Source organism: Lysinibacillus sp. G4S2 (assembly GCF_030348505.1).
Classification (GTDB): domain Bacteria; phylum Bacillota; class Bacilli; order Bacillales_A; family Planococcaceae; genus Lysinibacillus.
Window position 1 is genome coordinate 3114301 of record NZ_JAUCFJ010000002.1, and the last position, 15644, is coordinate 3129944.

Genomic DNA, 15644 nt, shown 5'->3' on the forward strand with positions numbered 1-15644 from the left:
AACCTCATACTGTGTTATTTTTACTTGATGATGTTGCATAATAATTTAAAGCCTGGATTTCTTTTATAACGATTGCACCACAAATGTATGTAGACAAGCCGATTATTCTAGGCCAGGTGTGTTGATTAACCATTTTTATACATTCGAAGAGGCTGATTTCCGCTACGGGCTATTTTAACGTTCGATGGAGCAACATAATAAGTCATATGCCTCCTTCCAAAGAAGTGAATATTTTTGCATCAACAGATATTTAACCTTTGCTATATTTCAGCTGATACTTTTCCATTACTCGACTAAAGAACGAGGCTAGAATTTGCTGAAAAAGCATGCCAAACACGACGGGCATGACCGTTTTTGCTGGAAAGTATGTAGTCGCTATAACTACCCCTACCGCAATATTGCGCATGCCTCCTGTAAAAACGAACATCGTAATAATACTTATATCCTTCCAAAGAAAATGACCTAGCACTAAACATAGTGCATACCCTGATACCGCAAGTGCAAATACAACCAAAATAACACTAACTAGTTCCCAGTTAATATTTTTAATGTACGGGGCAATTGCACTACTATTAATCATTACAATGCTAAACAAGCTAAGCTTTGAAAAGGGGGCTAATTTCCTTCCTAATGTCACCGTAATTTTGCCTTTAGTAAACTCGTTCAACGCTACGCCTATAAGAGAAGGCACAACAATCATCCATAGTAAATCTACTATCAGACTAACCGTATCAATTTCGATTGTTTGCCCCACAACAATATGTAATAAAGCAGGAATAACAACAGGAGATATGAGTGTATCGATTAAAATGATCGCAAGACATAACGCAAGATGTCCCCTACAAATACTCACCCAAATAAAGCTCGTTACCCCTGTTGGCAAAGCGACCGCTAAGACAAAGCCAATTGTTAGTAAATGATCCTGAAAGATAACGGTTGATACAAAATAAGCCCAAATTGGCATTAGTACATGTAAAAATGCAATGACTATAAAGATAACTGTTGGGTATTTTTTTAAACTTTTTATCCCTTCAACATTCATACTTAAACTACCCGCAAACGTCATAAAGGCAAACAGCCACGGTACTAAAAATAAAAGCTGATGCCCTACATTCTCTAACAGCACACCTATCACTAAGCTAAGCGGTGTCAAAATAGGCATCCATTTTTGGAGGTATTTATTTAAACTATTCAACATTGTTTGCTCCCTCTTTCATAAAAGCATCACCTATCTTTAACAATTTTTGCAATCGCCCTTTCTAGTAAAACATACTAGAAAAATTTGCAGTTTTTAACCATATCCTGCAAACTATTAACATAACTAGCTAGAAAGGATGACTAGATTAATGAAAAAATTAGTGTCCACTTTATTGCTTTCCATACTTGTTATGGCAAGTGGGTACACGGTACAAGCTGCTGGCTTTAAAGATGTGCCAGCAGATCACTATGCCTATGAAGCCATCATGTGGGCTGAGGAATATGATATCGTTAATGGCTATGCTGATGGTACATTTAAGCCCAATGCAACCATTACAGAGCAGCAATTCGCAAAATTGCTTGCTAATTTTTTTGAGCTTGAATCACCGTATGATGAGTTAAAAAAACAGACCACTGCTGCAAACTGGTCTGATGAATATTACAACCGACTTGCAAGCTATGGTGTACCATTAAACGGATATTTTGATAACAATATTCGAGCAGCTACCGTGAAGCGTGGTGTTGTGGCACAGGCAATTTCACATTTAGTTAATGGTAAAAGTGGATTAGACCAATCCATTCAGTTCTTAATTGATTATTACATTTCTACAGGACAAAACCCACAGTATGAAAATCGCAATTTGCAAAAGTTTTTTGGCGTTACAAACAGTATGACACGTGCTCAAGTCGTTACGATGCTCCACCGTATGGATGAAAGAAATTTTTATGAAATTTCAGAGGATGCACAAGCAATTCATGAAAATACTAGCAATGCATCTTTAAATACACGAGCGAAAAATGGCCAAAATCAGCTAGATAAAACAATGCAGCTCACAACACCTACTAACAGTGTTTGGGAAGGTACCTATTCGTACTATTATAAATGGGGTAAAGGCGCCACTGATTTTAATCGCCGTGATGCCATCATTTCCAATGCAACAAGTAAAAGCTTTAATATTTTCATTACTGCCAATGATGGAACAGCAGCAGGGAGTGTCGATGGGACAGCAACGATTACTTCCAGCAATAAGGCAGTGATGAACAAATCTTCAAACGGCAATCGCTGTGTACTAGAATTTGAACGCCTTAATAATGCACTAAAAATTACCGAGGTTGATTGTAGTGCAGAGCATGATGAAGGAACCAATTTTTCTGGAACTTTAAAGAAACAATAAGTTTTACACGGGTCCGACTGAAAATCTCCAAACTTATAAAGGGGCATCAAGGTGTTTGAGTTATTGCACCGTTACGATACTTTTATAAGTCACCATAATCCCCTTCCTTAGGGAAAATGGCTAAAAAGTGCGAAATGGATTAAAATATTCATTCGCACTTTTTTATATTTCGTCAACTCTTGGTAGACTTCTATTACTGTAATCGTATCCTTAATAGTGATCAAGCTAGCTTTTTAGCGGTGCTGCCGATTTCAATGGCCAGCACCTTTTTTCTAGTCATTCGTCAGTTAGGCGATCTTAAAACTTCTTATACCACTCCATGGCAATCTCAATAAAATCAGCGAGATACGGAGATAGATGTTTATTTTTATGCCAAGCAATATCCGTAAAAATATCTGCTACATTCATTGATGTAGTCAGTTCTTTTAAACGATGGTTTTCTAACTCCTTCTCCACCACCATTTTCGGTAAGAATGAGATCCCTAAGCCTGCCATCACACATTGCTTAATGGCTTCAATACTAGCAAATTCAATCATTTGTAATGGATGGACACCTTCCTGTTGTAGCTCTATTTCCAATTGATTACGGTAGGAGCAACCACTTTCCGTTAAAAGCATCGTTTCTTTGGATAGTTCCTGTAAAGAAAATATATTTTCTCCCTCGTTCCCCTCTGTTAGTGCACTAATAAATACCAATTGCTCTTGAATAAGTCGCTCTCGATGTAACATAGGTGTCTCCTTATAAGCATCCGTAATAAATGCTATATCGAGATTGCCTGACTGTAATAATTCTTTGGCGATTTCTGTTGTGTGTACAGGCTTAAAAATAATTTTTACTTGGGGATGAGATTTTTGAAATTGTTGTAAAATAATTGGAAGACGATACACACATTGACTTTCCTGTGCACCTATTTTTAATACCGCTGGTGCCTGTTCGTTTAACACTGCTTTTTTCATTTCCATATCTAAATCGAGCATTTTTTGGGCATACTGTTGTAATCGCTTGCCCTCTTCTGTAAGAGTAATGCGTTTTCCAAGCCTCTCAAAAAGAATTACTCCTAGTTCTTCTTCAAGCGATTTAATTTGTGCTGTAATACTTGACTGTGCATAACCTAATAACTGTGCTGTTTGCGTAAAACTTAACATTTCTGAAGCTGTTAAAAACGTTTGTAACTGTTTTATATCCATATTCTCACCTCTAAATCGTTTTTTTCGATACATCCCATCGAAACATTCATCTTTATCGATAATAAAAACAAGTTTACACTAGTTATAACCTGAAAGATAGAGGAGGATTCCTATGAAAATCACCGCTTTTATCGGTAGCTCTAGAGCCGATAGTAATAGTGAACAATTAGCTGACTTTGTATTAGAAGGGATGAATCATAAAAAAATAGATCTAAAAAATTTAACGATTGAGCCCATTCATGATTTGCGTCATGATGACAAAGGTTTTCAGTTTGTAGATGATGATTATGATCAAATTATTCATGCATTTTTAACAAGTGATATCGTTATTTTTGCCACACCGATTTATTGGTACAGCATGTCAGGAATTATGAAAAACATGGTCGATCGACTAAGCCACGCTATTCGTGATGAGCGCTTTCCACAGCTAAAAGAAAAATTACAGACAACAGAAGCAATTGTTCTTGCTGTCGGTGGTGATGCCCCCTATATAAAGGGCCTACCAATGATTCAACAATTCCAATATATCTTTGACTTCTTAAAGATGCCGTTCTCCTCGTATATTATTGGAGAAGCAAACAAGCCTGGTGAAATCAGTCAAGATGAACAGGCATTAGCACAGGCATCCATATTAAATAAGCAGTTAAAAGCACGCATCAATATCAAATAAGAAAACGACCTGAAAGCGGTTATGCTTTTAGGTCGTTTTTCAATGTTAGACTTCTGCCTCTATCGGAATATGTTTGAATGTTGTCACATCAAATAACCATGTATCTTTAACTTTAAGGTAGGAATAACAGTTAAATTTCAAAACAGAAAAATTATCCATTTTAATGAAAACTAATATATCCTATTCAATAAACAATTTTTGCGTAAATTTATTTTAAATCAAGCTTTGAAAGCGGCTCAATTATAAAGTTATATCTCTAATATAGTTTGTCGTTCTCAACAGTTTCCATTGTCCCTATTTTTCCTCAAAAATTTTTTAAGATAGATAGCTAATAATGGTTGGCTATCTTTTTTCATTTTAATACTGACACAATTTGGACTATTTGGTATAGTTTATTCGATAGAAAACAAACTTCAAAGGAGGTATTTTAGCTATGTCAAAAGTATTTGAATTTAAATCAAATGGCAAATTTATAGTAACAGTAGATGACTATAATGTAAAAATTCAACCAAAAGGTTTTTCAAACTTTATTAACAAGGGCGGTTCAAAAGGTGAGAAATCAATACCTATTAAATCTATAACTGCAATCCAATTCAAAGAACCTGGACTTACTACTGGATATGTTCAATTTGCTTACTCAGGTTCTAGTGAAACAAAGGGCGGTACAATGGCAGCCGTTAAAGATGAAAATACAATTACATTTGTAAAAAAAGAATTGAAACAAGCACGTGAAATGGTAGACTTGATTGAATCTAAACGTCAAACTGAATCAACTCCTTCTAAAAATTCATCAGTTAGCGCTGCAGATGAGATTTTAAAGATGAAAGAACTATTAGATGCAGGTATCTTAACTCAAGACGAATTTGACACTAAGAAAAAGCAATTGTTAGGAATCTAAGTCACTTAAAATGTAATGAACCCGATAAGTTAGACTTTAACCAGAATGGATTTCTCCATTCTGGTTTTTCTTTTATGCGTCCAATCTTTCACAATAGCTGACTGGACTACATCCAAATTTCTCTTTATTCGCTTGAAATTGTAGTAGAAATATACTTTTCAGTCGCTTGTGTTATTTCTTCAAAACTAGTATTGATAATTACGAGATGCATTTCTTGTTTCAGTAGGCGAAGAAGTTTCCATTAAGCTAATTGTTTAAGCGGTTTCCTTTTCGAGACATGCATTGTAGCAGGATTTTCATGACCTAGTAGGTGTTGTAAATCTGCAAGTTCAATTCCAACATTCATTGCCAGTGTTGCGAATGGATGACGCATCACGTGTGATTATTGCGAAGGTATTACAAGCGAAATATGAGGCGCACTTCGTCTTAAAGGATGGACGAAAATTTTAAATGACAGATAACTAATTTGGTTGTCTGTCTTTTTCATATGTACTTTTAACAATTATTTCCCTACAATGGAAATACAGAGGAGGAATTTGATAAGAAAATTATTTTATGTTAGAGCCCTTTAGCATTTTCACTTGCTACATGCGGTTGGGAAAAAAATTTTTCCTAAAGAAGAGCCTGTAGCAAAAAAATAGCCCCTGAATTTTTAACATCAATCATGAGAACAGTAAGTTATAGTAACCATTGATACACAATGTTGTTAAAGGTTCAATTATACATAAATTAGTAAGGAGTATCTAATAAATGGATATACGGAAGAGTATGTTGTTTTTTATATCACCACTATTATTTTTAGTTTCTTGTAGTAGTGATGATCAAGCTGTTAAAAGTGATGAGAAAACGTATATATCACCAATTCAAGAAAAGGAAATATATGAAATTAAACAACCCGCAAAGGTTAATGTTTCAAGAGGATTAATACTGAGTAATATGAACAATTCGTTAAATATAAATGAAATTGAGAAAGGGTTAATGAATTTATCAGTAAATCACTTTTCTACAAAGAAGTTTTATATGCAAGAAGGTCAATATTTAGATAATAAGATTATTAGTCAATGGTTAGATCGAAAATCAAAAGAAGGTTTTGGTTTAAACCCGCCTATAAAAAAGAGTACTGGAGATGTTTTAGAGGATGAAAAAAATAATCCTAAGATATTATCTCATATATTAGAACAAAATTTTATTAACAAAGAAAATGGAGAAATAGAAGGAATGTCTTTAGCCATATCCTTAAATGAATTTTATGACATTAAAGTAGCTGATGATAAAGGTTTAATTTATACTGGTCAAGTTAAAGTAGATTCTAACGATGATAATGTTAACGATGTAGAAAAATATGGTAAGGAAATAACTGAGATAATAATAAAAGATATTAGAAATAATAAAAAAATACCCAATGTTCCTATTTATGTAACTTTGTATCAAGAATCAAATAAAAATGATATAATTCCAGGAATATTTTTAGCTGAAACATTTATTCCTGAAGGAGAGTATAAAATAGATGAATGGACTGATATAAATATAAAAAATTATACATTCCCTTCAGATTCATTATACAGTTTAGACAAAGATACTTATGAAAAATTATTAATTTTTAAAGAAGATATTCAAGAAGGTTTTAAACATTTAAATCCTAAAATAATTGGTAAAATTAGATATAAAGATGGGAAATTAATCGATTTAAAAATAGACGTTAATGCGCCTTTAATAAATGATAACGAATTGATTGCTCTTTTACAGTTGGTTGGCACTAGAATAAATACTATTTTATTTGATTATGTCCCTGTTACTGTTCGTATTATAGATCAAAAACAAGATGTTGGGATTGTCATATGGGATCCAACAGAAAAACAGATTTATGCAACTCCAATATAATTTCTCAAACTTCGCAGCGAGATAAACCAGCCCAAAACAGATGCTTGGATTTATCCTTCTTGACACTATTTTTAGGTATTTAAAAAGCACCTCATTCTTTGGTATAGTGAGATTGACTAGAAAACATTACTAAGCAGAAGAGGTGCTTCCATTATGATAGAACAGAATGACCAAAATAATCAACTACCAAAAAAAATTTATCACGTCTTTCGTGAATTTGAAACATATCGATCACAAAATTCAAAAACTCATCAAAAGTCAACTTCAGCAATGGATTACCAGCCTTCCTAGTTAAATCAAGGCTCATTTACCGATTTCATTGTGCGAAGTTTGAGTTAATAAATAATGTAGCCCAATGTATAGTTTCTAATATTATCGAAAAAACGACCATATCTTAATGGTCGTTTTTAAATTCGAGCTCTTTAGGTGGTTCCCCTTTTCTATTCATCAAGCGCATACGAATTGGCTCGATTTTTAGCGTAATCATTTCATCTTGATTACCAACAAAAATACTTGTGAAAAACTCAGCTAACCTATTTTTTAATCCTTCCTCTTGAATTTCTGTTAACTTCCCTTCAATTTCAACATACGAATCACCAAAGCCTCCATTTTCGTATCCATATAAAATATGTGTATACGGGTTTTTGCGAAGCTCTTCCATTTTTTCAGAATGTTTATTTGTCACGGTGTATAATACAAAGTCTTCATTTTGGAACGTCATGTATCTCGAATAAGGTTTTCCGTTCTCAACTGTTGCCATCGTTCCTATTTTTTCTCGATTTAATACTTCTAATATTTCATCGCGTACAGAGCTCATATTATTCCATCCTTTCTTTTATCATTATATTTTGTCCTTATTTAGCAAATCTAACCGCCATTTTTTGAAAAATACGAAATGTCAATCTTCAAGGAATATCCTCAATCTATTGTTATAATAACTTTTTAGACACACGAATTTTTAGAATGAGGGTTTTAATGATGAAGCAAGCTTTTTTCACAAGATGTCTATTCTTCCTTTCAGGCATTTTGGTTTTATCTTTCGGTATAACGTTAACTATTAAAGGGCAAATTTTTGGTGTTGGTTCGTGGGATGTTTTGCATATTGGACTAACTAAAACGTTCGGGTTAACGATTGGTACTTGGTCAATTTTAATTGGTCTAGCCATTTTAGCTGTTGATATGGTAGTAACGAAGAAGTTTCCACTGCCAGGCACATTTATAGATATGTTTTTAGCAGGTATTTTTATTGATATTTTCAACTATTTACTTCCGGATATAGATGGCTTTTGGATGCAACTACTAGCTTATGTATGTGGTTTAGTATTACTTGGTTGGGGCTGTGGTATGTATATGGTGGCGAATTTAGGCATTGGTCCTCGTGATTCATTAATGCTTCTTATGGTCCATAAGTTTGGCTGGAGTGTTACACGCGCTCGTACAACGATGGAAGTATCAGTAGCTATAGTTGGTTTTTTACTTGGCGGACCTATTGGGGTTGGAACAGCTCTAATGGCCTTTGGGCTTGGGCCAATTGTACAATTTGCTTTAACATACAACGAGAAATTATTTACAAAATGGACAGGCGTGAAGAGCGCTGTTATATAAAGTGAAAGTTTAATCACCAATGGGGCTTTTACAAGATAGTAACTGGCCAAAACCTAAAAAGCGCGAGAAATCAATTTAGAAACGTTGATTTTTCGCGTTTTTTGATGTTAAATTGAATGTTGCATGAAGATAGATGTCGATATTTTTCAAAAGTTGGTTGATAAACTAAAAAAGTTGGTTGATCAATCGATAAAGTTGGTCGATAAACAATCAAAAGTTCTCGACAAATCTCAAAACTGCAGCTCATTAAAGATTTCTGTCGCTGCCGTTGCGCCCCTCTCCAATTTCGCTGCAGAAAAATGAGATTTTGTCCCAGCTTCTTTTTTGCCTTTTATTCGAAACACCCTTTGCCTTAATGCGTTTTATTATCCCATGGCTATTTATTGCAACAAGTATTATTTATGCTATAACTTATATTCGCTTTCGCAAAGCAATTCAGGATCTCATTCAATAGTGAATGCTAAAAAGGAACCATTTTACAGATGTAAATTGGCTCCTTTTTTTACTTTTGCTCTAATGTGTGAGCAATCGAATCGTTTTTGTACGACTAATCGGTACAGCTGAATCGTGCTCGACGACAACAACTGTTGAAAATTTATTATAATAATGGTCATCGTGAGCCTTAGGAGATAAAATAATGAGCTTTCGTTGTAATTCGTTTACATACAAATCAAACACTTTTTCTTTACGTTCCTCATCCAATGCACTATCAAACTCATCTAGGACGATGAAGCTTGGTGAAGTATTTAAATTTTGTAGCAAGGCAAGTGCAAATAATAGTGAGCTTAATGACTCTTCTCCGCCTGACACACCTTTTCCAAGCTTACCATGTCTGGCCTTTGTGCCCACATCTTCTAAACGCCCACTATGTCCGATTTTTCGTGCTTTAATATACAACTTAAAAATTGTACGACCTTTTTTATCTTCAAAACGTTCATATTCAATTTTTCCTTCAAATTGGAATTCATCCATATATTTTGAAAATAAATTATTAATTTTAAGAACATTCATATTGATGGTCGTTTCAAGACGATTCTCATTTTCTAATGCTCGATTTCTGTGAATTTCTAAGTATTCCTGTGTTTGATCTACTGTCTCTTTTTTTAGGTTAAAATCATCTTTTACTGCAATATAATTACGCTCTGCCTCCGGATTCACCTTTTCTGCTCGTGCATTCTCAAAGTTGATACGGGCTGTGGTATTATCACTCTTTAACTTTGGAATAGTGCTATTTAATGATAGAGGTACTTCTTGCACTTCAGCAAAAATATCTGGAATAATTGTTGCCAGTTCCTCCAAACAAAGCTGTTCTTGCAAAATAGAGGCCTCCGCCACCTCAAATTCTTCTTGATATTTGAGAAGTAGTTTCTTCGTACCATATACATCATTTTCTGCATCTCTTAAATCACTCTTAAGTAACCTTATATCGCTTTCCTTCTGTCTACAAACATCATGAAGTTTGTAGCTCTCATCCTTTAATTGATTAAGTGTGCTATTCGACTCATCAATAATAGCATTCAATTCTATTAACTTTAATTTCGTTTCTGTAAGCTGTTCTTGAACTTTCTTTAAAGCTCCAAGCTGTTCATAAATGTCTAACTCGGTTTTTAGCTTTTCTAATTCAAATTGGTTGGCTATTTTTTTCTCTTGCTCGTTTTGTAGTGCTGTTGTTAGCTGGATTTCTTGTTTCTGAAGCGCTGTAAATTGTTCGTCTAGTTTTGTTTTGTACTGTACCTTATGATGCTTAAATTCAGCATCTACAACACTTGCTTCTGCCTTCTGTACATCCTTTATAATACTATTTAGCTTTTGCAAATTAATTTGGTCTTCTTTAAATTGTGTTGTCGCCGCTAATAGCTGTGATTCGAGCTGAGCTCTTAATTGGCGCATTGTGTGTAACTGCTCTGTCAGCATTTTATCATTTAAAATAACTGTATTTTTTTCTTGTGTACCTCGATAGCCGTGCTCGTCGACTAATAATTCACCTTGGATCTTTGGCGCTTGAATCTCAAAAAATTGCTGTGCCCACCATAATGCTTTTACGGCAAAATTCTGTTCTTTTTCCGATAATCCTTGTCGAATAACTAATTTTTGCACTGGTAAACTAGTTGTCAAACGTTCTGGTACAATTGAACGTAATGATACATGATATAAATCATTAAACGCTATTCTCTCTTTTGCATCGTAAAAAATGGTGTATTTAATTGAATTCAAACGATTTTCATGCTCTATTGTGGCACCTTCAGCTAACGTAACTAAATCTCGGAATGTATAAGCCGAGATGTCTCGTTGCTTGAATTGTTGTAAGCCCGCTAATTGACGAGCTGAATATATTTGATTGTTTTCACGTTGTGTAATTTCAATTGTTGTATTTTCAAGTTTCTGCTCTAAGGAAACTTTTTTCTTATAATAATCTTGAATTTGCTCTTCAAGATGTGTAATTTTTTGTTGTACTTGGTGGGCACTCGTATGCTCCGCAAGAAGTGCGATTGCTTCCTGTTCCTCTTTTTCTATTTTCTCTAGTTCCCATTTAAGGGTTAATCGATTTTCATTCAGCTCATCCTTTTGCATAACCAAATTTGTAAATTGCTGCTGTAATTGTTTATATTGCTGTTCAATTATAGCTATTTTTTTCTGTGCATCATTGAATTTTACTTTTGTTATATCTTCTGTAAAACGAAGCTGTTTACGCTGTTCTTCTGTCTGAATGAGTTGAACCTTTAATTCTTGCTCAGTCAAAATTAAGGTCTTTCGTTTCTTGGAAAACTGTTCAAGCAATGTTGATTTTGATCGCTTTTCCTCATCCATTTGCAGCTGCTTTTTATTCAGGTCTTGTAATAAAAGTTTTGCTTTTTCGATTTGTTTCTTTATTTGCCCAATTTTTCCTTCTGTATCTTGATGAATGTCTGTTTGCTTTTTTTGTTTTTCTACAAGTTCTAGCTTTTGATTATTGTATAATTGCATAAGTGACATGGTATTAAGGATATGCGCTTTTCCTGCTTCATATAAACGAGCCTTGTTATTTTTCAAACGATCAAATTCTTCTTTTGCTATTTTCAGATTAAATTCAGCTTGCTTAACAACAGTCTTTGCAGCTACAAGTTCTTGTTCTAGCTCTTTAACACCTTCAATTGCCGTTTCCCACGATTGCTGGATTTCAGTTATATTATGCATTTCACTAAATCGCCGAAAACGCTCTTCAGGCGCCATCACAGCAAATTGATTCACTTCTTGCTGATACCAAATTAAATAAAATAAATCTGAATCAATTTTATATTTAAACTGTAAATCTTCTTTATATGTTGTAAAATTACGTTGGTTCGCATCACCTGAACGATAAATATCGCTGACAGTCAATTCGTCCTCTGTTTCTCCAGTTAGGACATGATATTCCCGCTGTAATACGCCTCGATTTGCATCCTGCTCAATCATTAATCGAAATGACACAAAAGGTGCTGCGTCAATTCGTGATGGCCCTTCATTTTTAAAGGTCAGCTCCACCATCGCTCTCCATTTTTGATGGCTTGGTAAATTATTTGAACGCAAGCCCTCTAAATCGATTTTTGACGAATATAGTACCGCTCCCATACAAAATGATATCGTTGATTTTCCTGTACCATTTGGACCCGTGATTAGGATATGATCATTAGCTTGACCAAATAAAATGCGCGTTGGTTTATAGTCACGTATACCACTAAACTGCAGACGATAGGGAATCATAGTGCATCCTCCCGAATATACAGATTATAACGTTTGAAAAATTTCAATACTTCTTCTTTATTTAACTGAGTAGATTGTGCAAATTCTGCAGTTCTTCGTAAAAATGAATCTGAAAACATATGAACACCAATCGCTGTTAACGAGTAAGCTTTTTCATTTTTTGAAATTTCATTTTCTTCTACTGCACCGATTTTTTTCAGTTGGTCGATATTTTTCAGTAATTTAGCACTCGCATTTAACAGTTCATGGCCGAAATCTGTTAATATTTGCTGTAATAGTGTATATTCATGGTTTAGTACTTCCTGCTGATAAAACATATACAGTAAAATGGCAAGTGCCTCTTTGCTTAATGTCGACTTTGCATCCTTGGCGGAAACTCGCATCATAACGATCACGCGCGTTCTTTTTTCATCATAAATTACACGAAAGTAGCGATGCACCGCTGCATTTACACGTTCAATAAAAGAATAGAAAGCCTTGTCATCATTTTTTATGTTAAGTAGCTTTTCTAAATCCTTACGACGCAAACCGTAGTTGCTTCCTAGTACACTTGCAGAGGATGAAAATAATAGCTGCATGAATGCTAGCTCTTCCTCCGTCGATAAGTAGGCGCGTAAATTACTCATTGTCGCGAGTTGTGCGTTTATATCGTTGTAATGTAAATCGTCTGTCGTCATCTTCTACCCACTCCCATCGTTTATCGAATTGTTTTGTATCTGATACTTCTTTCATATTCACCTTTTGTTTACTCGTTAAAGCTGATACAGCTAAAAGGGAGCGAATTGAGTCTGCCCATTCAGCAGAGCTTGATTCAATCATCACTTCTTCTAGTTCACTTTCACCATGTACATCCAAGTAATGTTCGATTACATCTGTATTAATAACCGCCTTCGTCATTTGCCAAGCTGCATCATCAAACAATTGTTGAACTGATTCACCTTCAACAACTGTTTCTTCAAAGTCGATTTCCTCTTCAGCCTCAATTGGATCGTTCACTTTTGGCTCGTAGGTTTCTAAATAGTGAATAGTTTCATCAATATCTTGTCCACCTATTGGAGCTGCAAATTTAATAGGTAACCAAATACCGTCCAGTTCCTCATCCTTATACTGTGCCTGCTCCATAAAACTAAATAAATCATACGCATTTGGGATATTCGAATCGATTGGTGGGTTGTACATATTTACGATAAATGTGCGTACCTTTTCAGGTGAAATCGAATCGGAGAGAGGCGTATCCTGCATCGTGACAAAACGAATATATTTCGTAAGCATTCCTAGACTAAGAGCTGTTCCCTTTGATAAAACGGCTGTCCCACGTTGTACTAATTCACTCATCACTAAGCTCTCTTCTACCGTTTGGAACTGGCTAAGTCGCTCTTGCATTTTTATTTCAAGTTCCTGCATTAGCTGATGGATAATTTCAAGCTGTGGTAAAGCATTTCGATCCGCAAAAAATTCCAATTGACGAAGTTCCAGTTTTTGAATGGCATCTTCAACATTGTGAATCATAGATGCAATTTTATTGCCTCCTGAGATTCCATTATCATCATAGGCTGCACTGAGCTCCGCATCTCGTCGCGCTTGGAAAAGCGAACGCCCAATATCATCCTGTAAATAATAGGCTAATGAATCGTTCGCAAGACGAATAAGTGCATCCATCATCCGTTTACCACGGTCTAATAATTTTATTTGACGCGTTTGCTTAGTAAGCCAGCTATTACGCGCCAAAATGTAAATTAAGTGATCAAGTTGCTTGATGGTTGGTGGTGCATCATCGATATATGTATTACGATAACGATAATACAGCATTTCTGTATCCTCAATCACATCTGTTAAGCCTAAAGATTCTTCATATAAAAGCTGAATCGTATTTAGAAACCGCAAAATTTCAAGCGGTGACTCATAAATTTGCTGGCTCCCAAGCTCGTTTAAAACTCCCGCTAATGAGGCAATATCGCGCATTGATGTTTTAAGCTCAGCTGTGTTCGATTCAACATTAAAAATAGAGATTGGCGCTCGCTTTACTGTATCCATTTCATCCATTGTTCTATATCTCCTAATTGCTGCTCTTGTTCGTGTTCAGCTATTTCAAGTTCGCCAAGTAGCCACTTTTTATAGGCTTCGATATCAGAAAAAGTCTGATTATCCCTAGCAATGATTTTATATGGTGTATGAATCATTTGTACTGCATGCATAGCTATTATTAAGCCTGCAACATCAAAATCTGTCCAAACAATCACTGTTTGCGTGGTGACAAGCTGACGAATCAACGTTTTATGCGCAGACCTTATTTGACCATCTAAGCATAAAATAAAGGAATTAGTCTGCTGTAAAAAGCTCGTTTCCTTTGCCATTCGTGTAAGGATTGCTCTATTTTCGACAAGCCAAATAATGCTCGCATCTGTTTTATATGTATCCTTTAAAATGGCATCATCTGTTAATGCATGGATAACACCTTGTTGATAATGGCTAAATGTCCCCGTTAACTCACCAGAAAAAAAGACTGGTGTAATTTTCCCTAAACTAATTAATCCGCAATCGCTTGACTGTACAGAGAAGACTCGTTCTAGCTCCTCGATAAATTCTTTTTGCTCACGGTCGAAAACTTTTGAGCCTCCAATCTTATCAAAAAGCGTAGCACCTATTTCTTTAAAATCAAATAGTACTCCTTCATTTGCCAATTGGAAAAAGCCGATTGAAAAATGCAAAAAACGTAATCGCTTTTCAATCGACCAATGGGACAATAATTTTGTCGTATGTGCTAATTTTTCGATCGGCATTGCTACAAAATCATTTAATTGTTGGACAGCTTGTTGAAGTTCTTTTATAGGTTGTATGTCAGCACTTTTTTGCAACTGCAATGCATAATCTTCTAACCTTTGCGTCTGCTGCTCTTTCTGCGCATCAATATAGTACTTTAAACTTGGTCCAATTCGGTAATGAATTGCTTTTGCGGTATGCCCATCTTGTGCAAAAACAATCTCTTCTATAATCCACCCTTCCTTAATCCAACTTTGAATTGTAGAATAATCTTCTGTTAGCTTTCGCTTTGCATTTTTTGTGAATTTATAATTTAATAGCCCTTGTGGTGGCACTGTTTTTATTAGTTGACCAACCTTTAAAAACGATACAATTCGGTAAGTTCGTGCAGTTTGTTTTGCTACCGTATACTGCTTAATTGTATCTGAAATATATTTTGGAGGTACTTCAAGGTGTTCACCATTTTTGACAAAATACGAAGTCAAAAATTGTTCTATCATACTATCAGACCCTTTCTCTCTTCATTATACAAAACTAGAGTATTGAATGC

At 34.9% G+C, this 15644-nt stretch carries 12 protein-coding genes; 5 read left to right on the forward strand and 7 right to left on the reverse strand.

Annotation, left to right across the window (positions count from 1 at the left end):
* Positions 1 to 250: 250 nt before the first annotated feature.
* The gene (locus QUF91_RS16070; protein WP_289418511.1) at positions 251 to 1198 is read right to left on the reverse strand and encodes a bile acid:sodium symporter family protein; all 948 of its coding nucleotides are present in this window, start codon (positions 1196 to 1198) and stop codon (positions 251 to 253) included.
* Positions 1199 to 1346: 148 nt separating this feature from the next.
* On the opposite strand from QUF91_RS16070, the gene QUF91_RS16075 reads away from it, so the two are divergent.
* Positions 1347 to 2372 (forward strand): S-layer homology domain-containing protein, encoded by a 1026-nt coding sequence (locus tag QUF91_RS16075; RefSeq protein ID WP_289418512.1) that lies wholly within the window; start codon positions 1347 to 1349, stop codon positions 2370 to 2372.
* Positions 2373 to 2669: 297 nt separating this feature from the next.
* Here the strand turns inward: QUF91_RS16075 and QUF91_RS16080 are convergent, their stop codons facing one another.
* Positions 2670 to 3560, reverse strand: a complete 891-nt coding sequence (locus QUF91_RS16080; protein ID WP_289418514.1) for a LysR family transcriptional regulator — start codon at positions 3558 to 3560, stop codon at positions 2670 to 2672.
* Positions 3561 to 3672: 112 nt separating this feature from the next.
* Here QUF91_RS16080 and QUF91_RS16085 point away from each other — a divergent pair, with 112 nt between their 5' ends.
* From QUF91_RS16085 to QUF91_RS16095, 3 genes are all read left to right on the forward strand, one after another.
* Positions 3673 to 4230 carry a flavodoxin family protein gene (locus tag QUF91_RS16085; protein WP_289418516.1) on the forward strand — a complete coding sequence of 186 codons (558 nt, stop codon included), beginning with the start codon at positions 3673 to 3675 and terminating at the stop codon, positions 4228 to 4230.
* A gap of 433 nt (positions 4231 to 4663) precedes the next feature.
* On the forward strand, positions 4664 to 5128 hold the full coding sequence (locus QUF91_RS16090; RefSeq protein WP_285396667.1) for a DUF4429 domain-containing protein: 465 nt from the start codon (positions 4664 to 4666) through the stop codon (positions 5126 to 5128).
* Between the two features lie 750 nt (positions 5129 to 5878).
* Positions 5879 to 7009 carry a CamS family sex pheromone protein gene (locus tag QUF91_RS16095; protein WP_289418519.1) on the forward strand — a complete coding sequence of 377 codons (1131 nt, stop codon included), beginning with the start codon at positions 5879 to 5881 and terminating at the stop codon, positions 7007 to 7009.
* 394 nt (positions 7010 to 7403) lie between these two features.
* Here the strand turns inward: QUF91_RS16095 and QUF91_RS16100 are convergent, their stop codons facing one another.
* The gene (locus QUF91_RS16100; RefSeq protein WP_289418520.1) at positions 7404 to 7826 is read right to left on the reverse strand and encodes a pyridoxamine 5'-phosphate oxidase family protein; all 423 of its coding nucleotides are present in this window, start codon (positions 7824 to 7826) and stop codon (positions 7404 to 7406) included.
* A gap of 161 nt (positions 7827 to 7987) precedes the next feature.
* On the opposite strand from QUF91_RS16100, the gene QUF91_RS16105 reads away from it, so the two are divergent.
* On the forward strand, positions 7988 to 8614 hold the full coding sequence (locus QUF91_RS16105) for a YczE/YyaS/YitT family protein (protein ID WP_285396663.1): 627 nt from the start codon (positions 7988 to 7990) through the stop codon (positions 8612 to 8614).
* A gap of 513 nt (positions 8615 to 9127) precedes the next feature.
* Here QUF91_RS16105 and QUF91_RS16110 read toward each other — a convergent pair.
* Genes QUF91_RS16110 through QUF91_RS16125 form a run of 4 tightly spaced genes read right to left on the reverse strand, consistent with a single transcriptional unit; the run spans position 9128 to position 15594 of the window.
* Positions 9128 to 12334, reverse strand: a complete 3207-nt coding sequence (locus tag QUF91_RS16110) for an AAA family ATPase (protein ID WP_289418521.1) — start codon at positions 12332 to 12334, stop codon at positions 9128 to 9130.
* Positions 12331 to 13011: a hypothetical protein gene (locus tag QUF91_RS16115; protein ID WP_289418522.1), complete on the reverse strand. Its 681-nt coding sequence runs from the start codon at positions 13009 to 13011 to the stop codon at positions 12331 to 12333. The genes QUF91_RS16110 and QUF91_RS16115 overlap by 4 nt, the downstream gene beginning before the upstream one ends.
* Positions 12953 to 14377, reverse strand: coding sequence for a hypothetical protein (locus tag QUF91_RS16120; protein WP_353957852.1), 1425 nt, complete (start codon positions 14375 to 14377; stop codon positions 12953 to 12955). Before QUF91_RS16120 ends, QUF91_RS16115 begins: the two co-directional genes overlap by 59 nt.
* On the reverse strand, positions 14356 to 15594 hold the full coding sequence (locus tag QUF91_RS16125) for a DUF2399 domain-containing protein (protein ID WP_289418523.1): 1239 nt from the start codon (positions 15592 to 15594) through the stop codon (positions 14356 to 14358). Before QUF91_RS16125 ends, QUF91_RS16120 begins: the two co-directional genes overlap by 22 nt.
* Positions 15595 to 15644: the final 50 nt, after the last annotated feature.